A 25,078-nucleotide genomic window follows, 5' to 3' on the forward strand; every position below is an offset into this window, starting at 1 on the left:
GCCGTCAGACGATGCAGGCGCCGGTCGCGACCGGCTGATTCCTTCCGGCCATCGCCAGCTGCCGGCTCACCTCTGCACCGGTGAGGACGAAGCCGGTATCGGTGTCGTCGACCGCCGCCCCGAAGACCATCCCGAGGACGTTGCCGGACGGATCGACCAGCGGACCACCCGAATTGCCCTGACGGATCGTGCCGCGCACCGTGTACACCTCACGTTCGACGGTGCCGCCGCGGTAGATGTCGGGGCCCTGCAGATCGAGTGTCTCGCGGATCCGCGCCGCGCTCGCCGTGTACGGCCCGCCACCCGGATAGCCGAGCACGATCGCGTCGTCGCCCGACTCCGCGGCCTCCGACTCGAAACGGAGCGGCTGCGCGGTCAGTCCCGGCACCGCGAGGATCGCGACATCCACTTCCGGGTCGAACAGCACGACCGTCGCGTCGAGCGGTCCGCTCTCCGTATCGACGGTCACCGCCGCGGTTCCTGCGACGACGTGCGCGTTCGTCATCACCCGTTCGGGTGCCACGACGAAGCCGGATCCCTCGAGCGCCTTCTGGCAGCTGGGCGCGACACCGTTGATACGCAGCACACTCGTCTGCAGCCGGGCCGGCGCCGATCCTTCGAGCAGAGTGCCGTCGGGTACTTCCACCTCGGCGATCGGGGTGCGCCCGAACGGTCCGATCACCTCGGGCAGGCCCGATGTGTCGAGCAGCGCCGAGAACTCGTTGGGGATGGCGCGCATCCAGTCGGGCGCGACATCGTCGACCGTCCCGAGCACATCGGAACCCCGAACGGCCGCGGAGACAGCGGGCTGGGTCGCGGCGGTCAGAGGGATGGCGAGCAACCACGCGGCGACGAGCACCGCGACCGACTGCAGACCGGCGCCGACGACACTGTCCACCGCCCGCGCACCCGGACTGTGGATGCCGCTGCGCGCGGCACGGCCGAGCACCATGCCGGCCACCTCGCCGATCACGACCAGCACCACGATCAGGGCGATCCCGGCCAGGATGCGCATGCGGGCATCGTCGATGTGCACGAGCACGTGCGGGGCGATGAGGATGCCCGCGACCGCACCGAGCAGCACGCCCAGGAAGGCCAGAGCCGAGGCGACGGCTCCCTGCCGGAGCCCGGAGGACGCGGCGATCAGGACGATCACCACGATGATCAGATCGATCCAGCCCGATCCGGTCATGATTCGACCACCCCCGTCTCCACTTCGGTGAGCACGACGTCCAGATCACGGACATCGTCGTGATCCCACTCGATCTCCCAACCCGACACCGCGAACAGACCCGCGAGCACGCCCGCGGTGAAACCCCAGACCAGCATCCCGTCCACCTGGAAGGCCGGACCCTGATAACCCAGCCGGTGCCGGACCTGGAACCGGTTGTCGGGGTCGAGCAGGTCGTGCAGCGACACCCGGACCACGCGGGTGGCCTCCCGCGGGTCGACCACACCGACGGGACTCGGAGTCTCCCAGTAGGCGACCACGGGTGTCACCTCGAAGCCGGAGGGTGGGATGAACAGTTCGGGAAGCACCGCGAGCGGCCGGATGCCGGACGGGTCCAGGCCTGTTTCCTCCTGTGCCTCCCGCAACGCGGTGTGGATGGCTCCGTAGTCCTCCGGGTCGGCAGCGCCCCCGGGAAAGGCCACCTGTCCGCTGTGCTGCCGCAGCGTCGCGGCCCGCTGGGTGAGCAGGACGTCGGCGTCGGTGGGCAGTCCGCCGCGGGCGATGGGGTCGGTCGCCGGCGACCCGCCGAACAACACCAGGACCGAGGCCTGCCGCACCCGCGCGTCACGGGGTGCGCGACGGTTCAGGATCGGGTTGAGACCGTGGGGGTCGGCCGGGGACACCGAGGCGACACGCCGGAGCCATTCGGGGATCATGCGGCCACCCCCAGATGCTCCTCGACGAGCGAGGCGACCTCGTCGGCGGACCGGAACGGGATCGGCAGTACCGCGGCGACCGATCCGTCCGCGCGGAGCAGCACCGTCACGGGAAGGACCGCAGGCGCGCCGACGGCGGCCTGGACCCGTCCGGATCCGTCCTGGACACCCGGCAACCGCACGGCGTAGTCGGCGAGTTTGGAGAGCGCGTTCGACTCGTTGGGATCGGTGTGGACTGTGACGACCGTGACCGCGTCGCCCACGCGGGCGGCGTACTCCTCGAGCACGGGAAGTTCCTCGGCGCAGGGGCCGCACCACCAGGCCCACAGGTTCACCACGGCAGGCCTGCCGGCCAGGGCGGCCGCGAGGTCCACGGAGGATCCGTCACCGACACATTCGAAGACCAGTCCGGCGAGCGGACCGGCGGCAGGCCCGGGCACGCCCGGTTGCGGACACGACTCCAGTGCGGCGGCCTCCCGCAACGGTGCGAGGGCCTGCGCGTCGTCCTGGGGACGCCGGTCCACGGACGCGGCGGACGGCGTGGCCGGTCCGGATCCGGCGGCGGACGGAGTGTCGCCGCGGTCGCGCGGCCAGATCGCCACGATCAACGCGATGACGACGACGAGGGCTGCCAGGCTCCAACGGCCTGCTGTGGAAGGACGCACTCCGTCACCGCCCGGCCAGCTCGAGCAGGTGCTCGGTCTCCGGTCCCTTCACCAGCGCGGCCGCGGTCTGCGGATCGGTGGGCCCGGTCCCGTAGGACGGGCAGTCCTTCGCGAGCACACACACCCCGCACGCGGGCTTGCGGGCATGGCACACCCGCCGGCCGTGGAAGATCACCCGATGGGACAGCAGCGTCCACTCCTTGCGTTCGATGAGTGCACCCACCGCATGCTCGATCTTGACGGGATCGGTCTCCTCGGTCCATTCCCAGCGGCGCACGAGCCGCTGGAAGTGGGTGTCGACGGTGATACCCGGCACATCGAAGGCGTTGCCGAGGATGACGTTGGCGGTCTTGCGGCCGATGCCGGGCAGCGCGACGAGATCCTTCAGGCGGGCGGGCACCTCGCCGTCGTGACGTTCGAGCAACGCCTGCCCCAGTCCGATCAGGGAGTTGGCCTTGTTGCGGTAGAAGCCGGTCGAGCGGATGTACTCCTCGAGCTCGGTGCGGTCGGCTTCCGCGTAGGCGCGGGCGTCCGGATACCGGGCGAACAGAGCCGGAGTCACCTGGTTGACCCGCACATCCGTGCACTGCGCCGACAGGATCGTTGCGACGGCGAGTTCGAGCGGAGTCGTGAAGTCCAGCTCGCAGTAGACGTGCGGAAATGCCTCGGCGAGGCGCCGGTTCATCCGTCGTGCGCGACGGACGAGGGCGAGGCGCGACTCCGGTCCGCGAGCCTTTCCGTTCACTCGGCGCGGGGCCGTCTCGGGGCTCTCGGACTGGGTGGCATGCACCTGATCCACTCTACGTAAACACTCCCCCCAGGATTCGGCCCCGTGTCTCTTCCGAGATCTTTCCGGTGTTTACTTCCGGGTATGCAAGCTCTTGCTGTCGTCCTCTTCCCGGTGCTGCTCATGTTGTTCGCACTGTCCATGGAACGTGTCGAAGCGCGCTTGAGTCGGTTGTCCGTCCGTGAGCAGGAAGTGGAGGAGTTCCTCGACAAAGCGGACCACGCCGATGTCGCGGCACTTGCCCGGGAAGGTTTCCCCGGGGCCCTGGCCCGCTTCCAGCGTCGCCGCCGCCGCGGACCGAGCGTCGACGGATCGGATGATTCGGACGGCCATCTCCGCACCCGCCGCGCCAGCTGATCGACTACCTGCCGGTAGCCTCGAGGTACCGATGATCGGGTTCGTCGACCGTTTCCGTGGTATCGGTCACTCGTCCGTGCAGCGCGCACGATAGACTGGGCGCTCGTACGCCTGACAGGTGACCTGCCCGGGAAGTCCGTCGACGTGCAGACCCGGCAGTAGATGACGAATCATTCCCAAAAGGAGCGCACGTGGACGAGGTCCTGGCCAGAGCAGGCATCTTCCAAGGAGTCGAGCCCTCGGCGGTTGCGGCGCTGATCAAAGAGCTTCAGCCTGTAGATTTCCCGCGCGGCCATGTCATCTTCAACGAGGGTGAACCCGGCGACCGGCTGTACATCATCGTCTCCGGCAAGGTGAAGCTCGGGCGTCGTTCGCCCGACGGTCGCGAGAACCTCCTGACGATCATGGGCCCGTCCGACATGTTCGGCGAGCTGTCGATCTTCGACCCGGGTCCGCGCACCTCCACCGCCACCACCGTCACCGAGGTGCGTGCTGTGAGCATGGACCGCGAGGCGCTCAAGGCGTGGATCGACCAGCGCCCCGAGATCGCCGAGCAGCTCCTCCGGGTGCTCGCCCGACGTCTGCGTCGCACCAACAACAGCCTCGCCGACCTGATCTTCACCGACGTGCCCGGTCGAGTCGCCAAGGCGCTGCTGCAGCTCGCACAGCGCTTCGGCACCCAGGAGGCCGGCGCCCTGCGTGTCACGCACGACCTGACGCAGGAAGAGATCGCACAGCTCGTCGGCGCGTCCCGCGAGACCGTGAACAAGGCCCTGGCCGACTTCGCGCACCGCGGCTGGCTGCGCCTCGAAGGCAAGAGCGTGCTGATCTCCGACTCGGAGCGTCTGGCGCGTCGCGCTCGCTGACCCACGGATCACCGAAAGGCCGGGCCGCTCGCTGCGTCCCGGCCTTTCGTGTGTCCTGTCTCAGCCGTGGCTGCGCAGGTAGTCCAGCTGCACGTTGACCGACTTCTCCGCCGCGCCCCACAGCGACGGGTCGACATCGGCGTAGACGTGCTCGACGACCTGCCGCGCCGAGGCGTCGGTGCCGAGGGTGCGCAGCGCACCTCGCACCTGTTCCAGCCGCCCCTCCCGGTGCGTGAGGTACTCCCGCGCGATCGTCTCGAGGTCGGGCAGCTCGGGACCGTGCCCCGGCAGCACGGTGTAGCCGCCGCCCAGACCGATGAGCGACCTCAGCGAGCTCAGATAGTCGCCGAGGTCGCCGTCCGAATCGTCGAGCACGGTCGTGCCGCGTCCCAGGATGGTGTCGGCGGTGAGCACACTCCGGTCGTCCTCGATCACGAACGACAGCGAGTCGGCGGTGTGCCCCGGCGTCGCGACCACCCGGATGCGCAGTCCCGCCGCCTCGACGACGTCGCCGCCGGACAACTGCTGCCCACCGCCGTGGCGGTGTTCCGGCAGGACCGCGTGCACCGGGCAGTCCGCGAGCTGCGAGAAACGCTCGGCACCCTCGGTGTGGTCGAAGTGGCGGTGACTGATGAGTGTCGCCGCCACCGGTACCCGCGCGATCCGCTCGAGATGTCCTTCGTCGAGGGGACCCGGATCGACCACGACACACTCGTCGCTGCCGGGAGCCCGGAGGATCCAGGTGTTCGTTCCCTCGAGAGACATGATCGAGGGATTCTCGGCCAGGATCACCGCGGCGTTCTCGGTGACCTGCCGCAGCTGCGCGTAGGCGGGGTGGACCAGCGCCATCACTTGTGCCTCTCGTGTCGAGTCCGTCGGAAGCCGCCCTCGCCGCCTGCCGCCGATGCCGCAGCCGGAGGAGGTGGCGTCAGCGTACTTCCACCATCAGCTCGACCTCGACGGGAGCGCCGAGGGGCAGCTCCGCGACACCGACCGCCGAGCGGGCATGCGCCCCGACCTCGCCGAAGATCTCGCCGAGGATCTCGGACGCGCCGTTGATGACGCCGGGTTGCCCGGTGAAGCCCTCCGCGGACGCGACGAAGCCGACGACCTTCACGATGCTCGCGATGTTGTCGAGCCCGACGAGACCGTCGACGGCGGCGAGCGCGTTGAGCGCGGCGGTCCGGGCCGCGATCTTCGCCTCCTCCGCCGACACCTCCGCGCCCACCTTGCCGGTGTGCGTCAGCTTCCCGTCGACCAGCGGCAACTGACCGGAGGTGTAGACGACGTCGCCGTTGCGGACGGCGGGCACGTAGGCCGCCACCGGCGCGGCGACCGGCGGCAGGGTGATGCCGAGTTCGGTCAGGCGTTCGCTCCAGGTGTGGTGCGCCACGGATCAGCCCTTCGGACGCTTGAGGTAGGCGACGTGCTGTTCACCGGTGGGTCCGGGCAGAACGGTGACGAGCTCCCATCCGTCGGCGCCCCACTGGTCGAGGATCTGCTTGGTCGCGTGCGTGAGCAGCGGCACGGTTGCGTATTCCCATGTGGTGGTTTCACTCATGTCCTGACCCTATCCGGCACCGTTCACCGTCCACGACTTATAGGCTCGTGATCGTGGCATCTCCGACATCACATTCCGGCGAGTGGCCGACAGGCGCCGCCCAGGCGCGACTGCACTTCGTGTCCGGCAAGGGCGGCACCGGCAAGTCCACCGTGGCCGCTGCGCTCGCGCTGGCGCTCGCCGCCGGGGGGCGCAAGGTCCTGCTCGTCGAGACGGAGGGACGCCAGGGCATCGCCCAGTTGTTCGACGTACCGCCGCTCCCGCCGGTCGAGACGAAGATCGCCACCGCGCCGGGTGGCGGAGAGGTGTCGGCTCTCGCGATCGACATCGAGGCGGCCTTCCTCGAATACCTCGACATGTTCTACAACCTCGGATTCGCAGGTCGCGCGATGCGCCGGATGGGGGCGATCGAGTTCGTGACCACGCTCGCGCCGGGTCTGCGCGACGTGATCCTCACCGGCAAGATCAAGGAGACCGTGGTGCGGACCGACGCGTCGGGCACACCCGTCTACGACGCGGTGGTGGTCGATTCCCCGCCCACCGGCCGCATCGGCAGCTTCCTCGACGTCACCAAGGCCATGGCCGATCTCGCGAAGTCCGGTCCGATCCGGTCGCAGAGCGAGGGCGTGGTCCGGCTGCTGCACTCCGACCAGACCGTCGTCCACCTGGTGACCCTGCTCGAGGCACTGCCGGTGCAGGAGACGGCCGACGCGGTGGACGAACTCGAGGCCGCCGATCTCCGGATGGGAACGGTGATCGTCAACCGCACCGCCCCCGAACACCTGCCCGAGGAACTCGTCGACGACGTCGCCGCCGGACGCATCGAGGGCCCCGCGATCCGGTCGACCCTCGAACGGGTGTCCATCAAGCTCTCCGACGACGATTTCGCCGGCCTGCTGACCCAGACCATCGAGCACGCCGCGGTACTCCAGGCGCAACAGGTGAGCGCCGCTCAACTCGACGAAGTGAAGGTGGCACGCATGTCCCTACCGGCCCTCGCCGACGGTGTCGATCTCGGTGGCCTCTACGAACTCGCCGACGTCCTCGCCGAGCAGGGTGTCCGATGAGCGCACCGATCCGGAAGGCCCTCGACGTCGGCCGCATCCTGGACGACCGCTCGTCCCGGGTGATCGTGTGCTGCGGGTCGGGGGGTGTCGGTAAGACGACCACCGCTGCGGCACTCGCGCTGCGGGCCGCCGAACGGGGCCGCAGCGTCGTGGTGCTCACGATCGACCCGGCGCGGCGACTGGCACAGGCTCTCGGGGTCGCGTCGCTCGACAATTCACCGCAGAAGGTGGAGCTCGGGCCGGAAGCGAAGGGCGAGCTGCACGCGATGATGCTCAACATGCGTCGCACCTTCGACGACATGGTGCTCGAGCACTCGACACCGGAGAAGGCCCAGCAGATCCTCGACAACCCCTTCTACCAGACCGTGGCATCGTCGTTCTCCGGCACGCAGGAGTACATGGCGATGGAGAAGCTCGGTCAGCTCTCGCAGAGCGACGAGTGGGACCTCATCATCGTCGACACTCCGCCGTCCCGTAACGCGCTCGACTTCCTCGACGCTCCTCAGCGGCTCGGCGCGTTCCTCGACGGCCGGATGATCCGGCTCTTCACGGCTCCCGGGCGAGGCTTCGGCCGATTGGTGACGGGTGCGATGGGGCTCGCGCTCAAGGCGGTCTCGACGATCGTCGGGAGCCAGATGCTGTCGGACGCGTCGGCCTTCGTGCAGTCGCTGGACTCGATGTTCGGTGGGTTCCGGGAGCGCGCCAACCGCACCTACCGTTTGCTCCAGCAGCCGGGAACACACTTCATGGTGGTCGCGGCGCCCGAACCCGACGCTCTGCGCGAGGCGTCTTTCTTCGTGGAGCGACTCTCGGGCGACCGCATGCCGCTGTCGGGCCTGGTGCTCAACCGCACCCATCCGACACTGTCGGCACTTCCGTCCGATCACGCGCTCACCGCGGCGGATCAACTCGCCGAGGAGGAGGGGGTGGACGCGCACGCCGCGGAGGCCGTTCTCCGCATCCACGCTCATCGGGCCGTGATCGCCAAGCGGGAACTGCGGTTGCTACGCAACTTCACCGCGGCGCATCCCACCGTTCCCGTCGTCGGGGTGCCCTCGCTGCCCTTCGAGGTCTCCGATCTCGAGGCCCTACGGGCCGTGGGCGAGCAATTGACCCGCGAGGCGTGATGTCTCGCGGGTCATGATCTCGGCGGTTCGTACCGGGAGGTGGTGACTAGACCGCGCTCTGGTGCTGCCGCTGCGCCTGGAAGAAGTCGGCCCAGGACTCGACCTCGGGGTGCTGCTTGAGGAGTGCACGACGCTGCCGTTCCGTCATGCCTCCCCACACACCGAACTCGACACGGTTGTCGAGGGCGTCCGCCCCGCACTCGAGCATCACCGGGCAGTGCCGGCAGATCACCGCGGCCTTGCGCTGCGCTGCGCCACGCACGAACAGTTCATCGGGATCGACTTCGCGGCAGCGAGCCTTGGAGACCCAAGCGATGCGCGCTTCGGCCTGATCGACGTCGAGTCGGGTCGTCGGGGTGGTCATGTGCATTCAGTTGCCCCTTTACATTCCGAACGCCGGTTCGCGGTGTTCGAGGTCTGCGCCGCCCGTGTGCCGCGACGGCGCGAAACCTGCCCGTAAAGGTGTTATCTGCGTCACACTGATGTCTCAATCTAGGTAAACTGATGCCCACGCGCAAGGCGAACGAAACCTTTTCTGGTACGTACGTACATAGTTGCACGTCGGAGGCGTTTTCACCGGGTCTGTCGAGCCACGCCCGCTCCCTCGGAACCGCCGCCCGGTCCCCCGCCACGTACTGTGTAGGCGTGTCGATCCGAAGAACGGTGGCGAAGCTCGCCGGTTGCACGGCCCTCGGCGGCGTTCTCGTAGCAGGGATGCTCTTCCCGGCAGCGGGTGGATTCGGGTACCTCTCGAACCGCGCCGCGGACACCGTCGACAACAGTTCCGCAGAGCTCGTCGAAGGTGTCGTCCCTGCCGTGACGACCATGGTCGACAAGGCGGGTGAGCCCATCGCGTGGCTCTACGACCAACGCCGATTCGAGGTGCCGAGCGAGCAGATCTCCAACGAGATGAAGCTCGCGATCGTCTCGATCGAGGACAAGCGGTTCCCCGAGCACCAGGGCGTCGACTGGCAGGGCACCATCCGCGCATTCCTCACCAACACGACGAGCGGTCAGGTCGAGCAGGGCGCTTCCACGATCGACCAGCAGTACGTCAAGAACTACCTCCTGCACGTGATCGCGAAGACCGACGCCGAACGCCGCGCGGCGATCGAGACGACCCCGGCCCGCAAGATCCGTGAGATCCGCATGGCGCTGACGCTCGACGATCAGCTCACCAAGGACGAAATCCTCACCCGCTATCTGAACCTCGTCCCCTTCGGCAACGGATCGTTCGGCATCCAGGACGCCGCCCGGACCTACTTCGGCATCGACGCGAAGGACCTGAACATCCCGCAGGCCGCGATGCTCGCGGGCATGGTGCAGTCCAGCTCGGCGCTGAACCCGTACACGAATCCCGACGGCGTGCTCGCCCGGCGCAACATCGTGCTCGACACCATGATCGACAACATCCCGGAGCGCGCCGACGAGATCCGCGCCGCGAAGGAACTGCCGCTCGGTGTGCTGCCCGAACCGAACACGCTCCCGCGCGGCTGCATCGCGGCCGACGACCGCGGCTACTTCTGCGAGTACGCGCTGCAGTACCTCGAGAACTCCGGCCTGTCCCGTGAGCAGATCGACCGGGGCGGATATCTCATCCGCACGACCCTCGATCCCGAGGTCCAGGACTCCGTCAAGGCATCGCTCGACCGGTTCACCAGCCCCACCGTCGACGATGTGGCCTCCGTGATGAACGTGATCGAACCGGGACAGGATTCGCACAAGGTCCTTGCCATGGGGTCGAGCCGCAAGTTCGGGCTCGACGCCGAGGCCAAGGAGACGGTCCAGCCGCAGCCCTACTCGCTGGCGGGTCACGGCGCCGGGTCGATCTTCAAGATCTTCACCGTCGCGGCCGCTATGGAACAGGGTCTGGGCACGTCCGCCGTGCTCGACGTCCCGTCCCGCTACAACGCCCGTGGTCTGGGCGACGGCGGTGCCCGTGGCTGCCCGGCCAACTACTACTGCGTCGAGAACGCCGCGCCGTATCCGTCGCAACTGTCGGTGACCGACGCGCTGGCGCAGTCTCCGAACACGGCGTTCGTCAAGCTCATCGAGGCCACCGGCGTCGACGCGGTCGTCGACATGTCGGTGCGGCTGGGCCTGCGGTCGTACCTGCAGCCCCGCACCTCCGGTTTCGGCGACCAGTCGATGGCCGAGATGCAGAAGGACCAGCACCTCGGCTCGTACACGCTCGGCCCGACGTGGATCAACGCGCTCGAGCTGTCGAACGTCGCGGCGACCCTCGCCTCGCACGGCAAGTGGTGCCCGCCCAGCCCGATCGAGGGAGTGTTCGACCGCGAGGGCAAGCCCGTCCCGATCACCCAGCAGGCCTGCGAGCAGGCCGTCGAGCCCGGACTCGCCGACACCCTCGCGACGGCGATGAGCAAGGACACCGCCGGCGGCGGCACCGCTTCGGGTGCCGCGGGTTCGGTGGGCTGGAACCTGCCGGTCGCGGCGAAGACCGGTACCACGGAGTCGCACATGTCGTCGGCGTTCCTCGGCTTCACCAACCGGTTCGCCGGGGTCGTCTACACCTACGGCGACTCCCCCACCCCGGGGCAGATCTGCTCGGGTCCGGTTCGCCCCTGCTACGACGGCAACCTCTTCGGTGGCACGGAGCCGGCTCGGACGTGGTTCTCGGCGATGCTGCCGGTCGCGAACAAGTTCGGTCCCGTCGAGCTCCCTGCCCCCGACCCGCGGTACGTCCGCGGTGCCGGTAACGCTCAGGTCCCCGACGTCACAGGCCTGTCGAAGGACCGCGCGGTGCAGCGCCTGCGCGACGCCGGTTTCTCGGTGTCGGAGGCGACGATCGCCGGTGAGGAACGCGCCGGAACCGTGACGGGCACGTCCCCGAGCGGCTCGGCGGTGCCGGGTTCGACGGTGACCTTGTTCATCAGCGACGGATCGGTCCGCGTGGCTCCCACCACCAGCGCCACCCCGGCGCGTCCGCGCGATCGCGAGGTTCCCGACACGACCCGCCCGTCGACCCGCGCGCCTGTTCCGGAACGTGAGCTGGAGCAGAGCGAGTCGAGTCCTCCCGCGGACGAGGACTCCACTCCCACGACGACACCGAGTCGCCCCGACAACTGAGCCGCAGGGCGTCCACGGCCGTGCAGTTCTCGTCGCCCCTTCCTGGTGAAGGCCCGCGAGAACTGCACGGCCGTCCGGCTACAGGCGTGAACGAACGGCTGCGGACAAGCGCTTGCCGTCGGCTTTTCCTGCCGCGATCTCGGTGGCGGCCTTCATCACCTGGCCCATGTTCTTCGGGCCCGGACGCGTTCCGAGTTCCTCGGCGACGCGCGCGAGTGCGGTGTCGACGACGTCGACGAGTTCGGCATCGGTCAGCGGCGTGGGCAGGTATTCGTCGATGATCCGCGCCTCGGCGTGCTCCTTGGCCGCGAGCTCGCCGCGTCCGTTCTCGGTGTAGATCTCGGCAGCCTCGCCGCGCTTCTTCGACTCCTTCGCGAGAACCTCGAGCACGTCGTCGTCGGAGAGCTCACGTGCCTCCTTGCCTGCCACCGCCTTGTTCCGGACCGCCGCCAGCAGCATCCGGAGCGTCTCGGTCCGCAGCTTGTCCTTGTCCTTCATCGCAGCCGTCAGGTCTGTCCGCAGTCTGGATTCGAGGGAGGATGTGGTGTTGCTCATGCCGGAAACGCTACGCGGGGCAAGCGAACCGCGTGCAGTGACCACACACGGCGGTACGCTGGAGAAGTGCCTGACCTGTCTGCAATTCGCCGTGTAACCCTCGGTGCTGCCGGCGCCGCCGCTCTCGGCCTCGGTTACGCCACGCTGATCGAACGGAATGCGTTCACCCTTCGCGAGGTCACGGTGCCGGTGCTCGCACCCGGCGCGTCGACACTGCGGGTGCTGCACATCAGCGACCTGCACATGACTCCCGACCAGAAGCTCAAACAGAACTGGTTGCGTGAGCTCGACAGCCTCGAGCCCGATCTCGTGGTGAACACGGGCGACAACCTCTCGCACCCGAAGGCCGTTCCGGCCGTCGTCCAGGCCCTCGGCGGGCTTCTCGCCCGCCCGGGTCTGTTCGTCTTCGGGAGCAACGACTATTTCGCTCCCGTGCTGAAGAACCCGCTCGCCTACTTCGACAAGAACCACGACCGGGTCTACGGTCCTCCGTTGCCGTGGGGCGACCTGCGCGCGGCGTTCACCGAGCGGGGCTGGCAGGACATGACACATGTGCGCCGCGACATCGAGGTGGGGGGTGTGCGCATCGCTGTCGGCGGTGTCGACGACCCGCACCTCGACCGCGACCGGTACGAGACGATTGCCGGTGCGGCCGATCCGTCGGCCGATCTGCGGCTGGGCATGACGCACTCCCCCGAGCCGCGGGTGCTCGACCGTTTCGCCGAGGACGGCTACGACCTCGTTCTCGCGGGCCATACCCACGGTGGTCAGCTGTGCCTGCCGTTCTACGGCGCGTTGGTGACCAATTGCGGAATCGACCGGTCGCGGGTGAAGGGCGCGTCGCGGTGGGGCGCTCACATGCGACTGCACGTCTCCGCGGGCATCGGCACGTCGCCGTTCGCTCCCGCGCGGTTCTTCTGTCGTCCGGAGGCCACCCTGCTGACCCTCGTTCCGGCCTCGCGCGACACCACGCAGCACACCAGTGGCGACGCGGCAGAGCGCGCAGGGTTACGTCGCTGACCAGCCGATTTAATCTTCTGCGGGCTCGTGTTGTAAGCTGACCGAGGTTCAATACGGGGTGTGGCGCAGCTTGGTAGCGCGCTTCGTTCGGGACGAAGAGGTCGTGGGTTCGAATCCCGCCACCCCGACTCGTGGAAGAACTCGTCAGGGCACTTTCTCCTCACGGAGAAGGTGCCCTGACTACGTTTGCGGGTCGGTGCGAACCCGAGACGGGGTCGCGAGGACGGAGTGGTTCCGGCTGTAGACGAAGTAGATGATCAGGCCGAGGAGCATCCACAGCACGAAACGCAGCCATGTCTCGACGGACAGATTCACCATCAGCCACACGCACGCGATCACCGCGAGAATCGGGACCAGCGGCACCAGCGGCACCCGGAACCCGCGTTCGAGATCCGGTCGTGTCCGCCGCAGCACGATCACACCGATCGACACGAGTACGAACGCGAAGAGCGTGCCGATGTTGACCATCTCCTCGAGCGTGCCCAGCGGCACGAGACCCGCGAGCAGCGCGACGACCACCGTCACGAGTACCGTCGTGCGCACCGGGGTTCCTCGACTGCCCGTGTGGGAGAGCCCGCGTGGCACGAGTCCGTCCCGCGCCATCGCGAACAACACCCTCGTCTGACCCAGCATCAGCACCATCACGACCGTCGTCAGACCCGCGAGGGCACCGATCGAGATCAGGTTCTTGGCCCAGTCCATCCCGTTGAGCGCGAACGCTGTCGCCAGCGTCGACTCGTCCCCTTCGAGGGCGGTGTAGTCGACCATGCCGGTGAGGACGAGGCTGACGGCCACGTACAGCACCGTCACGATCGCGAGCGAGCCGAGGATGCCGATCGGCACCGCCTTCTGCGGATGACGCGTTTCCTCGGCCGTGGTGGCGACGACGTCGAATCCGATGAACGCGAAGAACACCAGACTGGCTGCGGCCAGCAGCCCGTACCAGCCGAAGGTGCTGCCTCCTGCGCCGGTGGCGAACGAGAACAGGGACTGATGCAGTCCGTCACCGGTGTCGCCGGCTTCCGAGGGTGGGATGAACGGCGAATAGTTCTCGGCCTTGATGTAGAAGGCGCCGAGAGCCACCACGAACAGCACCACCGCGATCTTGATCGACGTGATGACCAACGAGACCCGGGACGAGAGTTTGGTACCCGTGGCGAGCAGCACGCCGATCACGGCGACGATCAGGATCGCACCCCAGTCGACTTTCACCGGCCCGATCGTGAAGCTCGAGGACACGGTCATGACCTCGTGGAGGTAGAGCGACCACCCCTTCGCGACCACCGCCGCCGCGAGGGCGAATTCGAGGATGAGGTCCCATCCGATGATCCACGCGACGAATTCCCCGAAGGTCGCGAACGAGTAGGTGTAGGCGCTTCCGGCGACAGGCACGGTCGAGGCGAATTCGGCATAGCAGAGGGCGGCGAGGGCGCACGCGATCGCCGCGAAGACGAAGGCCAGTGACACCGACGGGCCGGCGACGTTGCCCGCGGTCCGGGCGGTGAGCGTGAAGATGCCGGCGCCGATGACGACTGCGACTCCGAACACGATGAGGTCCCAGGCGGTCAGATCCTTGCGCAGCCTCGAATCGGGTTCGTCGGTGTCGCGGATGGATTGCTCCACCGACTTGGCGCGAAGCAGTCCGGTCCTGGGGGGCCTACCGATCCGAGTCATCGCGATCCTCTCCCGGAAGGAACCCACCGCTTCGGGCACGAACCGAAGTGGCCGGCCGCCCTGTCGCAGGGTGTATGAGCAGAATATGCCGCTCGCTCCCGGATCGATGCCTCTCCACGGGAAATACGGACGTCGCACCTTCGTAAAAGTTCTTCGAGTTTGTTTCAGAGGTGAAAACAGACTTGTCTCACTTAGACTGAAACGCGGCAGTGCACCCGCGAGACGTCCCGGCTCCGGTCGGGGGGACGGAAATCGGCGGATGACGCGACGACACAGGGCCTCCCGGGAGAACACGCCGGATAACTCCGGTGGTTCCACGCTGACGACCAGGCGCCGCTCCCGACGACGGTGGCTCGCCGTCCTCCTGCTGCTCACCGTGTGTGCCTTCGTCGCCGCGGGCGTGCCCGTCTACGTGGCCCCGCAGATCGAAATCGAAAACCTGAGTCCGTACCGCCGAGCGGATGCGATCTTCGTCCTCGGCGGAGCGATATACGAGCGCTACCCCTATGCGCTCGAACTCGCGCTCGACGGCTTCGCGCCCCAGGTCGTCGTGTCGAATCCCAATGGAGCGGAAGATGTCTGGCTGACGGACCTCTGCAACCACCCGCGCTACGAATTTTCCGTCACGTGCTTCGAACCGGACCCACCCACCACGCGCGGTGAGGCGATGGAACTGAGCCGTCTCGCCCAGCAGCACGACTGGAAGAGCGTCATCGTCGTGACATTCGTGCCACACGTCTCCCGGGCGCGTTTCATCCTCGAGCGCTGCTTCGACGGCGAACTCATCATGGCCGCCAGCCCCGGCGACATCGCCCTGTCGTACTGGGCGTGGGCGTACGCCTATCAGACCGCGGGTTACCTGCGGGCCTTCTCGCACACGGGATGCTGACGTCGCACGATCAGGGCAGCAAGCGGTCGAGGAACCGGTTGCTGAACACTCGATGCGGGTCGTGCCGTTCGAAGGCCGCGAGCGCGGCGTCCCAGCCCTGCCCGGACGGCACCCCGGTGCGGTACATGGCCGGCACCGTGCTCCCGAGGAAACCGGGATCGCGGTAGCCGCCTTGTTCGTCGAAAGCCCACCCCTTCGACCATTCCGACCGGAACGTCGCGTAGTCGCCCGAGTAGTGGGCGGCCATCCACTGTTCCATCTCCCGGAAGAAGGCCGGCATTCCGACGGTTCCGGGGATGGAGACCACGTTGAGCCAGATCGCGGTGTCCCAGTCGGGCCGGTCGGGACGAGGGCGCACCGGCGACAGGTCGGGCACTCCGGCGGCGTCGACGAGCACTTCGTCGACGTCGTCGATCTTGCACAGCCGCACCTCGAAGGGCATGTTGACGGGGTACTGCCCCTGCGAGGCGTAGTGCGTCATCCGTTCGTGCAGCCACGTCGTGAATTCGTTGATGACGCGGGCGATGTTGTCGCGCCGGGTCACGACGACGCCCCCGCCCGCGACGACCCGCAGGGTCGTCGCGCGGAGGTAGAACAGCAGGTCCTTGGACCATCCCCACAGGTCGCTCGTGCCGGTCGCGGCGAGCCCCGCCGCCACCGCACCGAACTGTGATGCGCCGAAGGCCGGTGTGACGCCCTGGGCGCCGCGCACGACCTGCCCCAGCAGGTCGGTGAGCTCTTCGGGGAGGCTGTCGGAGAAGAAATAGTTGTACGGGCCCCGCACCTCGCGGGAGGCGGCGGGCTTCTCCGGCGACATCGACCAGATCTTGAGCCACGGTGTCTCGGTGAAGGGGAACCAGATCGCCTCGACCCGCCCGTGCTCCTCGACGTAGCGCTCGAAGGTGCGTCCCGGCGAGCCGGGCGGCGCGAACAGTTCGCGCCACGGGATGTCGGTGAAGCTCTGGCAGCGCACCCGGTAGTTCGCCCCGGCCTGCAGGGTCACCGAGGTGACGAAGGTGCGTCCGAGATGGGCGAGCAGTGGTCCGATCTCCGGTTCGGCACGCCGGAATTCGCGCAGTTCGTAGGCACCGGCCGACGGGTTCCACACCACGGCGGTCAGGGCCAGGACGAGATTGGAGAGGGATCCGAACGACTGGCCCGGGATCACCGTCTCCCCCGCTGCGGGATAGGTGGCGCCGTGGGCTCCGATCGACAGCGCGCCCGCGATGGAGATGTCGCCGATGGCGGGCGAATTGGCCCAGCCCAGTCCGTGCGCTTCGAGCGCGGTGAGGATCGCTTCGATGCTCGCCCCGCCGCCTGCCGTCACGCGCGGAGGTGCGGCGGCGGAGTCGACGACGACCTGATTCAGTTGCGACATGGTGTCGACCAGCACGACGTTGCCGATGTCCTGGCCGGCTTCGAGGGTGAGCGGGCTCCAACTGTGCATCGATCCACGAGGGCGGATGCGGAAGCCGTGGACGTGTGCCCAGTTGGCGAGGCGGACGACGTCGTCGGCGGTGCGCGCGGTCGCGGTCCACACCGCGTCGAACCGGATGGTCTTCGCCCAGTTGACGAACTGTTGCTGCGAGAGCGGGATGTCGGCCGGGAAATCCGGTGGCGCCGGGATGGTCGCGGCCGGGTCGCCGAGTGGCACCGCACCTGCGAGAGTCCATCCCGTGCCTGCGAGGACAGCGGCTCCGGCGGCCGCTCCGAGAAGACCGCGACGGCTGAGTGTGGGGCCTGAGGCTCGATCGCTCACGGGGCAGGTTCCGTTCTGTTCTGCGGGCACGGACTCCGCAAAAATAGAACAAGTTCTCTTTTCGTTCCAGTACTGCTACCGGTTTGCGCCGCCCTCGCTCCAGAACGACAGTCCCGACGCCTCCAGCGTGCCGAGGATGTGTTCGGGAGCGCCGTCGACCGACCAGATCCCCATCGCGACCGCCGCCACGGTCAGAGCGGGACCGAGGATGCCGAGCTCGAACGGGCCGCCCGCACGGATGGACAAGACCGAGGGCAGCTTGATCTCCCACCAGCGCGACCCGCGCCACGGCACGAACGGCGCGAGGAAGGGGATGCCTTCCTTGGTGATGGCATCACCGAGACAGTGCGTGGCGCACCCGAGGGCCACCGCCACACCCAGGCCCGTCGATGCGACCTCCTGAGGGAACCACGTCCACGACAGGATCGACAGCACCGCAGCGCTCAGGGTGACGATCACCCACCCGCGCTTGTTGGCCCACGACCCGAACAGTCCCCGCAGAGCGAGACCGAGGGTGACGAACAGGACCCCGATGATCGCTTCCCTGCCGAAGCTCGCGACGAGTGCCGAGACTCCGGCGCCGAGCAGCGCCGCGAACAGTGCGGTGTGCGTCATGGTGCGGTGCCCGCCACGTCGCTTCCGGTCGCGGCTTCCCTTGGTGAGCGAGTAGTAACCGAGCGAGACCGCGTCGACGCCCTTGGCGCAGATCTGGCTCACAGGCCCGAACGACCTCGCGACCGTCGACTGTGCCGTGTCGAGATCCGGCAGCAGGGCCGCCCCCGAGCACACCGCCGCGAAGGCGAAGGTCTCCGCGGTGGACGCGGGCGCACCCCAGTCGGGAGGAAGCAGATCGGCGACGACGAGCCCCACCAGCGCTCCGGAAACTGCATGGGTAGGACCCATCACCATGTCGGGCAACACCTTTCGAAGAACGGCCGCGGACCCGCCCCGACGGGGACACCGCCGGTCCGGGTCTCCAACCTAACAACCACAGCCGACACAGCTGTCACACGCATGTTCGAACGAGCGATATCGTGCCCGGATACGGACGGGGCCGCCCCCCGGAGCGGTGGACGGCCCTGTCATCCGTGCCGGATTCCTCGTCCGCGAGGAAGATGGAGTTGTACCGTCGGCGCCGCGAACGGCGCATGACCGAAGGTCCGGAGGGAGAGCGACATGGATACCACGCTGATCGTGCTGGCGCTGGCAGCGCTGATCTACTGGTGGGGGCTCCTCTGATCCCGCCGGCTCCCCCGGCGACGGATCAGGCTCCGGCGCGCACGCCCGCCTCGACCCGCTTGCCGAGTTCCTCGTCGACATTGCGCCAGTACTCGAAGATCCGCTCGTAGAGCGCCTCCGAGGTACCGCCGAGGACGTGACCGACGATGTTGTTCACGAGCCGCTCACGTGCCGCGTCGTCCATCACCTCGCGGACGAGAGTGCCCGCCTGGGCGAAGTCGTCGTCCTCGCGGTGCTGCACGTATCCCGCACGCACGGCCTCGGTTCCGAAGTCCCACAGGCCTTCGTCACCGGCCCGCCCGGGATCGGCGTGCGGGCCGCCGAAGCTGTTCGGTGCGTAGACCGGCGTCTGCGGGTCGCCGAAGGTGTAGGCCATGCTGCCCTCCTTGCTGTAGGAGTCGACACGGGCGGCCTTCGCGGAGTTCACCGGCAGCTGTGCGTGGTTGACGCCGATGCGGTAGCGATGGGCGTCGGCGTAGGAGAACACGCGGCCGAGCAGCATCTTGTCGGGCGAGAAACCGATGCCCGGCACGATGTTCGACGGCGCGAACGCGGCCTGCTCGATCTCCGCGAAGAAGTTGCGCGGGTTGCGGTTCAGGGTCATGGTGCCGACCTTGATCAACGGGTAGTCCTTCTGCGACCACACCTTGGTCAGGTCGAACGGGTTGAACCGGTAGTTCTCCGCCTCCGCGACCGGCATGATCTGCACGTGGAGCGTCCAGCTCGGGAACTCGCCGCGCTCGATCGCCGTGTACAGGTCGGCGCGGTGGTAGTCGGGATCGGAACCGGCCAGGCGGTCGGCCTCGGCCTGGGTGAGGAACTCGATGCCCTGGTCGGTCTTGAAGTGGTATTTCACCCAGAAGCGCTCACCGGCGGCATTGATCCACTGGTAGGTGTGCGAGCCGAAGCCGTCCATGTGCCGCCAGGTGCGCGGCAGGCCGCGGTCGCCCATCAGCCAGGTGACCTGGTGCGCCGTCTCGGGACGCAGAGTCCAGAAGTCCCACTGCATCGTGTGGTCGCGCAGGCCGGAGCCGGGCAGGCGCTTCTGCGAGTGGATGAAGTCGGGGAACTTGATGGGGTCCTTGATGAAGAAGACCGGGGTGTTGTTGCCGACGAGATCGTAGTTCCCGTCCTCGGTGTAGAACTTCAGGGCGAAGCCACGCGGGTCGCGCCAGGTGTCGGGGCTGCCCTGCTCACCGGCGACGGTCGAAAAGCGGGCCAGCATCTCGGTTGTCGCACCGGGCTGGAACAGCTCGGCCTTGGTGTAGGCGGAGACGTCCTCGGTGACGACGAGCTCACCGAACGCACCGGCGCCCTTGGCGTGCACGACGCGCTCGGGTACGCGCTCGCGGTTGAAGTGCGCGAGCTTCTCGACAAGGTAGTGGTCGTGGAGCAGGATCGGGCCCTGGGCGCCGGCGGTCAGCGACTCGTCGTCGCTCGCGACGGGGATACCGACGTTGTTCGTGGTGAAACGGGTGTTCGTCATGGATGACCTCCGAATACGTGGGTTCGGGTTCTCGGGACACGAACCCGGCAGCTCGACCCGTGGCGAGCCGGGCCACCGGCGAAGTGAGCGGGAGCTAGTTCTCGCGACAGGAGGGGCACAGGCCCCAGAAGGTGACCTCCGCTTCGTCGACGACGAAGCCGTGGTCGTCGGACGGCGTCAGACAGGGCGCTGCCCCGACGACGCAGTCGATGTCGACGACCGTGCCGCATGCGCGGCACACGAGGTGGTGATGGTTGTCGCCGATGCGGGTCTCGTACCGTGCGGGCGAACCGGCCGGTTCGATCCGGCGGAGCAGCCCGTTCCCCACGCATGCCTTGAGTACGTCGTACACAGCCTGCGTCGACACCGAACCGAGTTCGTCGCGCACATGTGCGGCGATCCGGTCTGCATCCGAATGGGGATGCTCGGCAACGGTTCTCAGTACGGCAACGCGGGGAGCGGTCACCCGCAGACCCACGGAGCGCAGTTGCTCCTGGGGGTCGAAGTGATCCTCGCGTCCTTGTTGCACGACCCCAAGTATGCCCCTTTTCTGGAATAAGTCAAGAAAAGGATCGATGCGGCCGCCGGTGGACCGAACACCAGGTCCATCAGCGCACGCACGACACCCGGTGACCTACACCCGGTGCACGACCCGCGACCGGCCCGTCGACATCCGCCCGGAGGTGATGACGATGCCGTGGTGGGTGCCCGGGCGCAGCCAGCGGCTCAGCGTCGGCCCCTCCGCAGCGACGGTGACCCGCGCATAGCGGAACCTGCCCCGCAGCCGGGCCGTGGCGCGTCGGACCGCACCACCGGGAATCGGCTGGGCGAAGGTCAGCCCACCCGCGATCGGCAGTTCGGGCCCCTTCGGAACGGTCGACGTGGCGACACTCCACCGCGCGCCGGTCGCGGAGAAGTCGCCGAGGACGTCTCCGTCGAACTTCGCAAGCACCTTCGGCAGCTTCCAGTGCTCGCGACCTCCGTGCACCGACGGCTCGGAATCGACGGCGATGAACGGCACCGCCATCGCCGGGATCAGGCCGCGACGCAGAACCGGACTGGCGAGCACCTCGCGGTACGGTCCGACCGGAGAGTCGAGATAATCGACCGCCATCGCGAGCGTGACGGGCAGCGTCGGCCCGGTCGGGCCGTATTCGGCGGCCTCCGGCGTGCTGCGATGCCACCACAGGGTGGCCCGCACGGCGGCGGGCCAGGGCGGCGGCGGTGAGACCGGGTACTCGGTGCGGTCGTCCCTGCTCTCAGGCACTGTCCAGAGCACGGGTGCTCTCCTTTCGCACGGGGGTGATCGGGAGCCTCAGCGCCGCCGGAGCATCGACGGGCACGGCCGGTCGCACGGGCCGGACGGGCTGCACGGGTTCGTACGCGGAACCGAGCGGCGGCCGGTTGTCCTTCTGCCCCTTGTTCGGCCACAGCGCCATCGCACGCTCGGCCTGCGCGGTGATGGTGAGCGACGGGTTCACGCCGAGGTTGGCGCTCACCGCGGACCCGTCGACGACGTGCAGCCCCTCGTGCCCGTAGACGCGCAGATACGGATCGACGGTGCCGCTACGCGGTGAATCCCCGATCGCACAGCCGCCGAGAAAATGCGCCGTCATCGGGATGTCGAACAGGTCGGCGATCGAACCACCGGCGTCACCGCCGATCTTGTCGGCGACGCGGCGAACCGCCTCGTGGCCCACCGGGATCCACTCGGGGGGCGGGGTGCCCGGCCCCGGTTTGCCGGTCAGTCCCCGGCCGACCGGCGTGCGGCGCGTCGCGAGCTCGAGCGAGTTGTCGTCGGTCTGCATGACCAGGGCGATCACCGTGCGCTCCGACCAGTTCCGCACCGACAGCGAGCGGAGGAAGGCACCGGGATTCTTCGCGGCGACACCGAAGAACCTCAGCAGTCGCGGCATACGGGTGCCACCGTCCACGAGCAGCGTCTGGAGCAGGCCGATCAGATTGCTGCCCTTGCCGTACCGCACCGGCTCGATGTGCGTGTGGTCGTCGGGATGGAAGGACGACGTGATGGCCACGCCCTGCGTGTAGTCGACGACACGATCCTGCGCGGTCGCGGCGAGCACCGCCTCGGAGTTGGTCCGCACCACGGTGCCCAGAGCAGGCGACAGGTTCGGAAGATCACCCGTCTCCCGGCTCGCGAGCAGCAGGCGAGCCGTACCGTAGGTACCGGCTGCGACCACCACCTGGTCGGCCGTGAAGACCTTGTGCTGCTTCCTGATCCCGTCGGTGCTGCGGGTGTGGACCTCGTATCCGCCGCCCGGACGGGGCACCACACGGGTCACCGTGGTGAGTGCGTGGATGTGCGCACCGGCCTTCTCGGCGAGGTAGAGATAGTTCTTGACGAGCGTGTTCTTCGCTCCCACACGGCAACCCGTCATGCAGCTGCCGCATTCGGTGCATCCCGTGCGGTCGGGGCCCGCTCCGCCGAAGAACGGGTCGGGAACCGTCTTGCCGGGCTCGTCGAAGAACACACCGACCGGGGTGGTCGTGTAGGTGTGGCCCACACCCATCTCCTCGGCGACCTGGCGCATCACTTCGTCGGCGGGAGTGGTGCCGGGGTTGGGGCGCACCCCGAGCATCCGGGCCGCCTGGTCGTAGTAGGGCGTCAGTTCCGCTTCCCAGTCGGTGATGTGACCCCACTGCGGGTCGCGGAAGAAGGGCGTCGGGGGCTTGTACAGGGTGTTGGCGTAGTTCAGCGACCCGCCGCCCACACCCGCACCGGCCATGACGAGCACGTTCGGCAGCAGGTGCATACGCTGCACCCCGTAGCACCCCAGCTGGGGCGCCCACAGGTACTTGCGCAGCCGCCAGCTCGTCTCGGGCAGCTCGTCGTCCTCGAAGCGCCGTCCGGCTTCGAGAACTCCCACCGTGTAACCCTTCTCGGTGGCGCGCAGTGCTGCAACGCTGCCGCCGAATCCGGATCCGATGACGAGGACGTCGTAGCGGGTCATGCGCTCGCCCCTCCCGTCGCTCGGTGCTCGGTGTAACTCTCCGGGTCGAACTGCTTGGTCCGCGCCCGGTACTGCCACGTGAAGGTCGGCCACATCACGGAGTTGCGGCCCTTCTCGTCGATGTACCAGCTGCTGCAGCCACCCTGGTTCCAGACCGTGTCGTCCAGTGCCGGATCGAGGTCGGCGGTGTAACGGCGCACCGCGTCGTCGCGCACCTCCACGGCTGCAATTCCCCGGCGCTCCATCGTGCGCAGCGCGTCGGAGATGTAATCGGCCTGCGATTCGAGCATGTACACGATCGAGCTGTGACCGAGGTTGGTGTTGGGTCCGTACATGAGGAACAGGTTCGGGAAGCCGGGCACGGTGATCCCGAGATAGGCCGACGGACTGCCGTCCCACGTCTCGGCGAGAGTGCGGCCGTCGCTCCCACGGATATGGTGCGCGACTGGCGGTTCCGTCGGCGTGAAACCGGTGCCGAAGATGATCGTGTCGACGGGGTATTCGGTGCCGTCGTCGTCGACGACACCGTTCTCGGTGACCGCCGCCAGACCGGAGGACACGACGTCCACATTCGGCCGGGTGATGGCGGGGAACCAGTCGTTGGACAGGAGGATCCGCTTGCAGGTGATCACGAAGTCCGGTGTCAGACGCCTGCGCAGTTCGGGATCGCGCACGCTCCTGCGCAGTACCTGCCGGGCCCGAACCTCGAACAGCGGCAGGAAGTACTTACGGGCGAAAGGCTTCGTCATTCCGACGACGTAGATCTCCTTCTGCCCGTAGACCCCTGCGCGCACGATCTTCTGGGTGACGGGGAGACGCCGGTAGAGCGTGCGGACCGACCGCGCGATGACGTGGTCGTGCTTGGGCATCACCCAGGAGGCGGTGCGCTGGAACAGCGTGAGGTGTTCGACGCGATCGACGATGGCCGGCACGAACTGGACGGCCGAGGCTCCCGTACCGATGACGGCGACACGCTCGCCGGTGAGGTCGTGGTCGTGATCCCACTCGGCCGAATGGAACTTCTTGCCGCGGAACAAGTCCAGTCCGGGCACCTTCGGGTGGACGGGCGTGGAGAGAGTGCCGGTCGCCGCGACGAGCACGTCGGCGGTCAGATCGCCGCGGGAGGTGGAGATCCGCCACACGGCACGCTCGGCATCCCACTGCGCCTCACGCAGTTCGCATCCGAACATCGTCCGGTCGGTCACACCCTGCTCACGGGCGACGCGGCGGAGGTACGCGTAGATCTCCTCCTGGGTGCCGTGCGCTCGCGACCAGTCGGGTTCGGGCGCGAAGGAGAACGAGTACAGCGCACTCGGAACATCGCATGCGGCACCGGGATAGGTGTTCACACGCCAGGTTCCACCGACATCGTCACCGCGCTCGAGGACGAGGACGTCGGCATCGAGGTTCTCGCGCAACAGCGTTGCGGCCATACCGATACCGCCGAAGCCCGCGCCGACGACGAGCGTGTGCACGTGATCGGGAAGCAGTGCGAGACTCATTTCATCACCAGCGCCTTCCAGACCGGGAGCAGGCGCTCCCGGAATTCTCGATCGGATTCGGGGGTACGCATCAGGGCCGAGACGGCGAAGCCTCGGGCGATTTCGATGCTGAGGTCGATGTGGTCGGGCGAGACCCGGTCGCCCATGATCTGGAGGCATCCGGTGCGAAGAGCGTCGGAGACCTTGCGCTCGAGCGGGATCATGGCCTCGTGCAGGGAGGGATCGGTCCGTGCCGCGACCCACAGTTCGAGCGCCGCGGCGAAGAGCGGCCCGGAGAAGGCATCCATGAGGGCCTCGAAGCCGTGCTCCGGGTCGGGCCGCGTCTCGAGGATCTCCCGCAGTCGCTTGTCGACGAGGTGCCCGACCGCCGCGACGACGAGACTCTCCTTCGTCGGGAAGTGGTGGAGCTGGGCGCCTCGCGAGACTCCGGCACGTTTGGCGATGCCCTGGGTGCTGGTGCCCGAGTAACCGTGTTCGACGAGCGAGTCGACCGCAGCGTCGAGCAGCTTGCCTCGCGTCGCGGCTGTGCGTTCCGCCTGGGTCCGACTACCGTTCGGCGCAGTGTCCTCGATCAC

Annotated in this window: 25 protein-coding genes and 1 tRNA gene; 8 read left to right on the plus strand and 18 right to left on the minus strand. The window is 67.9% G+C overall.

Annotated elements, in window-relative coordinates:
- Positions 1 to 4 precede the first annotated feature (4 nt).
- Genes A8G18_RS03940 through nth form a run of 4 tightly spaced genes read right to left on the minus strand, consistent with a single transcriptional unit; the run spans position 5 to position 3,351 of the window.
- Positions 5 to 1,192 (minus strand): MarP family serine protease, encoded by a 1,188-nt coding sequence (locus A8G18_RS03940; RefSeq protein WP_064062810.1) that lies wholly within the window; start codon positions 1,190 to 1,192, stop codon positions 5 to 7.
- Positions 1,189 to 1,887 (minus strand): NUDIX hydrolase, encoded by a 699-nt coding sequence (locus tag A8G18_RS03945; RefSeq protein WP_064062811.1) that lies wholly within the window; start codon positions 1,885 to 1,887, stop codon positions 1,189 to 1,191. Before A8G18_RS03945 ends, A8G18_RS03940 begins: the two co-directional genes overlap by 4 nt.
- On the minus strand, positions 1,884 to 2,552 hold the full coding sequence (locus A8G18_RS03950) for a TlpA family protein disulfide reductase (protein WP_064062812.1): 669 nt from the start codon (positions 2,550 to 2,552) through the stop codon (positions 1,884 to 1,886). Before A8G18_RS03950 ends, A8G18_RS03945 begins: the two co-directional genes overlap by 4 nt.
- A 4-nt stretch (positions 2,553 to 2,556) precedes the next feature.
- A complete protein-coding gene (gene nth / locus A8G18_RS03955) occupies positions 2,557 to 3,351 on the minus strand; it encodes an endonuclease III (RefSeq protein WP_064062813.1) in 795 nt (264 codons plus the stop codon).
- A gap of 72 nt (positions 3,352 to 3,423) precedes the next feature.
- Here nth and A8G18_RS22975 point away from each other — a divergent pair, with 72 nt between their 5' ends.
- Both A8G18_RS22975 and A8G18_RS03965 read left to right on the plus strand, forming a co-directional pair.
- Entirely contained in the window at positions 3,424 to 3,696 is a 273-nt protein-coding gene (locus A8G18_RS22975) for a hypothetical protein (protein ID WP_165369278.1), read from the plus strand.
- Between the two features lie 191 nt (positions 3,697 to 3,887).
- Entirely contained in the window at positions 3,888 to 4,562 is a 675-nt protein-coding gene (locus A8G18_RS03965) for a Crp/Fnr family transcriptional regulator (RefSeq protein ID WP_016934470.1), read from the plus strand.
- Positions 4,563 to 4,622: 60 nt separating this feature from the next.
- Here A8G18_RS03965 and A8G18_RS03970 read toward each other — a convergent pair whose 3' ends face one another.
- From A8G18_RS03970 to sp36, 3 genes are all read right to left on the minus strand, one after another.
- Positions 4,623 to 5,411: an MBL fold metallo-hydrolase gene (locus tag A8G18_RS03970; protein ID WP_064062815.1), complete on the minus strand. Its 789-nt coding sequence runs from the start codon at positions 5,409 to 5,411 to the stop codon at positions 4,623 to 4,625.
- 79 nt (positions 5,412 to 5,490) lie between these two features.
- Entirely contained in the window at positions 5,491 to 5,955 is a 465-nt protein-coding gene (locus A8G18_RS03975) for a RidA family protein (RefSeq protein WP_064062816.1), read from the minus strand.
- A 3-nt stretch (positions 5,956 to 5,958) separates the two neighbouring features.
- Positions 5,959 to 6,123: a Sp36 family protein gene (gene sp36 / locus A8G18_RS22705; protein WP_006552429.1), complete on the minus strand. Its 165-nt coding sequence runs from the start codon at positions 6,121 to 6,123 to the stop codon at positions 5,959 to 5,961.
- A gap of 50 nt (positions 6,124 to 6,173) precedes the next feature.
- Between sp36 and bagA the strand changes: the two genes are divergently transcribed.
- Together bagA and bagB are read left to right on the plus strand one after the other, a co-directional pair.
- Positions 6,174 to 7,190, plus strand: a complete 1,017-nt coding sequence (bagA, locus tag A8G18_RS03980) for an ATPase BagA (RefSeq protein ID WP_371053945.1) — start codon at positions 6,174 to 6,176, stop codon at positions 7,188 to 7,190.
- Positions 7,187 to 8,317: an ATPase BagB gene (bagB, locus tag A8G18_RS03985; protein WP_016934973.1), complete on the plus strand. Its 1,131-nt coding sequence runs from the start codon at positions 7,187 to 7,189 to the stop codon at positions 8,315 to 8,317. The genes bagA and bagB overlap by 4 nt, the downstream gene beginning before the upstream one ends.
- Positions 8,318 to 8,363: 46 nt before the next feature.
- Here bagB and A8G18_RS03990 read toward each other — a convergent pair whose 3' ends face one another.
- Positions 8,364 to 8,687: a WhiB family transcriptional regulator gene (locus tag A8G18_RS03990; RefSeq protein ID WP_006552432.1), complete on the minus strand. Its 324-nt coding sequence runs from the start codon at positions 8,685 to 8,687 to the stop codon at positions 8,364 to 8,366.
- A gap of 293 nt (positions 8,688 to 8,980) precedes the next feature.
- Here A8G18_RS03990 and A8G18_RS03995 point away from each other — a divergent pair, with 293 nt between their 5' ends.
- Positions 8,981 to 11,407, plus strand: coding sequence for a penicillin-binding protein (locus A8G18_RS03995; RefSeq protein WP_064062818.1), 2,427 nt, complete (start codon positions 8,981 to 8,983; stop codon positions 11,405 to 11,407).
- Between the two features lie 78 nt (positions 11,408 to 11,485).
- On the opposite strand, the gene A8G18_RS04000 is transcribed toward A8G18_RS03995, so the two are convergent.
- A complete protein-coding gene (locus tag A8G18_RS04000) occupies positions 11,486 to 11,962 on the minus strand; it encodes a GatB/YqeY domain-containing protein (RefSeq protein ID WP_064062819.1) in 477 nt (158 codons plus the stop codon).
- 66 nt (positions 11,963 to 12,028) lie between these two features.
- Here A8G18_RS04000 and A8G18_RS04005 point away from each other — a divergent pair, with 66 nt between their 5' ends.
- Positions 12,029 to 12,982, plus strand: a complete 954-nt coding sequence (locus tag A8G18_RS04005; protein ID WP_016934634.1) for a metallophosphoesterase — start codon at positions 12,029 to 12,031, stop codon at positions 12,980 to 12,982.
- 54 nt (positions 12,983 to 13,036) lie between these two features.
- Positions 13,037 to 13,110 (plus strand) — tRNA-Pro (locus tag A8G18_RS04010).
- 52 nt (positions 13,111 to 13,162) lie between these two features.
- Here the strand turns inward: A8G18_RS04010 and A8G18_RS04015 are convergent.
- Positions 13,163 to 14,656 carry an amino acid permease gene (locus A8G18_RS04015; RefSeq protein WP_064062894.1) on the minus strand — a complete coding sequence of 498 codons (1,494 nt, stop codon included), beginning with the start codon at positions 14,654 to 14,656 and terminating at the stop codon, positions 13,163 to 13,165.
- Between the two features lie 367 nt (positions 14,657 to 15,023).
- Here A8G18_RS04015 and A8G18_RS04020 point away from each other — a divergent pair, with 367 nt between their 5' ends.
- Positions 15,024 to 15,545 (plus strand): YdcF family protein, encoded by a 522-nt coding sequence (locus A8G18_RS04020; RefSeq protein ID WP_064062895.1) that lies wholly within the window; start codon positions 15,024 to 15,026, stop codon positions 15,543 to 15,545.
- A 10-nt stretch (positions 15,546 to 15,555) separates the two neighbouring features.
- Here A8G18_RS04020 and A8G18_RS04025 read toward each other — a convergent pair whose 3' ends face one another.
- From A8G18_RS04025 to A8G18_RS04060, 8 genes are all read right to left on the minus strand, one after another.
- Positions 15,556 to 17,304: a cholesterol oxidase substrate-binding domain-containing protein gene (locus A8G18_RS04025; RefSeq protein WP_064062896.1), complete on the minus strand. Its 1,749-nt coding sequence runs from the start codon at positions 17,302 to 17,304 to the stop codon at positions 15,556 to 15,558.
- Between the two features lie 75 nt (positions 17,305 to 17,379).
- Positions 17,380 to 18,213, minus strand: a complete 834-nt coding sequence (locus tag A8G18_RS04030) for a metal-dependent hydrolase (protein ID WP_016932507.1) — start codon at positions 18,211 to 18,213, stop codon at positions 17,380 to 17,382.
- A gap of 355 nt (positions 18,214 to 18,568) precedes the next feature.
- On the minus strand, positions 18,569 to 20,029 hold the full coding sequence (locus A8G18_RS04035; RefSeq protein ID WP_064062820.1) for a catalase: 1,461 nt from the start codon (positions 20,027 to 20,029) through the stop codon (positions 18,569 to 18,571).
- A gap of 94 nt (positions 20,030 to 20,123) precedes the next feature.
- Positions 20,124 to 20,558, minus strand: coding sequence for a Fur family transcriptional regulator (locus A8G18_RS04040; protein WP_064062821.1), 435 nt, complete (start codon positions 20,556 to 20,558; stop codon positions 20,124 to 20,126).
- Between the two features lie 105 nt (positions 20,559 to 20,663).
- Entirely contained in the window at positions 20,664 to 21,296 is a 633-nt protein-coding gene (locus A8G18_RS04045) for an acetoacetate decarboxylase family protein (RefSeq protein WP_064062897.1), read from the minus strand.
- Positions 21,289 to 23,001 (minus strand): FAD-dependent oxidoreductase, encoded by a 1,713-nt coding sequence (locus tag A8G18_RS04050; protein WP_064062822.1) that lies wholly within the window; start codon positions 22,999 to 23,001, stop codon positions 21,289 to 21,291. The genes A8G18_RS04045 and A8G18_RS04050 overlap by 8 nt, the downstream gene beginning before the upstream one ends.
- Positions 22,998 to 24,503, minus strand: a complete 1,506-nt coding sequence (locus A8G18_RS04055; RefSeq protein ID WP_064062823.1) for a flavin-containing monooxygenase — start codon at positions 24,501 to 24,503, stop codon at positions 22,998 to 23,000. Before A8G18_RS04055 ends, A8G18_RS04050 begins: the two co-directional genes overlap by 4 nt.
- The gene (locus A8G18_RS04060) at positions 24,500 to 25,078 is read right to left on the minus strand and encodes a TetR/AcrR family transcriptional regulator (RefSeq protein WP_064062824.1); all 579 of its coding nucleotides are present in this window, start codon (positions 25,076 to 25,078) and stop codon (positions 24,500 to 24,502) included. The genes A8G18_RS04055 and A8G18_RS04060 overlap by 4 nt, the downstream gene beginning before the upstream one ends.

Source organism: Rhodococcus gordoniae (assembly GCF_001646655.1).
In the GTDB taxonomy this organism is placed as follows: domain Bacteria; phylum Actinomycetota; class Actinomycetes; order Mycobacteriales; family Mycobacteriaceae; genus Rhodococcus; species Rhodococcus gordoniae.

What these genes read in the sequence shown, in the direction of transcription:
- A8G18_RS03940 (WP_064062810.1), bottom strand. Translation starts at nt 1,192, where the DNA reads ATGACCGGATCGGGCTGGATCGATCTGATCATCGTGGTGATCGTCCTG.
- A8G18_RS03945 (WP_064062811.1), bottom strand. Translation starts at nt 1,887, where the DNA reads ATGATCCCCGAATGGCTCCGGCGTGTCGCCTCGGTGTCCCCGGCCGAC.
- A8G18_RS22975 (WP_165369278.1), top strand. Translation starts at nt 3,424, where the DNA reads ATGCAAGCTCTTGCTGTCGTCCTCTTCCCGGTGCTGCTCATGTTGTTC.
- A8G18_RS03970 (WP_064062815.1), bottom strand. Translation starts at nt 5,411, where the DNA reads ATGGCGCTGGTCCACCCCGCCTACGCGCAGCTGCGGCAGGTCACCGAG.
- sp36 (WP_006552429.1), bottom strand. Translation starts at nt 6,123, where the DNA reads ATGAGTGAAACCACCACATGGGAATACGCAACCGTGCCGCTGCTCACG.
- bagB (WP_016934973.1), top strand. Translation starts at nt 7,187, where the DNA reads ATGAGCGCACCGATCCGGAAGGCCCTCGACGTCGGCCGCATCCTGGAC.
- A8G18_RS03990 (WP_006552432.1), bottom strand. Translation starts at nt 8,687, where the DNA reads ATGCACATGACCACCCCGACGACCCGACTCGACGTCGATCAGGCCGAA.
- A8G18_RS04000 (WP_064062819.1), bottom strand. Translation starts at nt 11,962, where the DNA reads ATGAGCAACACCACATCCTCCCTCGAATCCAGACTGCGGACAGACCTG.
- A8G18_RS04015 (WP_064062894.1), bottom strand. Translation starts at nt 14,656, where the DNA reads ATGACTCGGATCGGTAGGCCCCCCAGGACCGGACTGCTTCGCGCCAAG.
- A8G18_RS04030 (WP_016932507.1), bottom strand. Translation starts at nt 18,213, where the DNA reads ATGGTGATGGGTCCTACCCATGCAGTTTCCGGAGCGCTGGTGGGGCTC.
- A8G18_RS04035 (WP_064062820.1), bottom strand. Translation starts at nt 20,029, where the DNA reads ATGACGAACACCCGTTTCACCACGAACAACGTCGGTATCCCCGTCGCG.
- A8G18_RS04050 (WP_064062822.1), bottom strand. Translation starts at nt 23,001, where the DNA reads ATGACCCGCTACGACGTCCTCGTCATCGGATCCGGATTCGGCGGCAGC.
- A8G18_RS04055 (WP_064062823.1), bottom strand. Translation starts at nt 24,503, where the DNA reads ATGAGTCTCGCACTGCTTCCCGATCACGTGCACACGCTCGTCGTCGGC.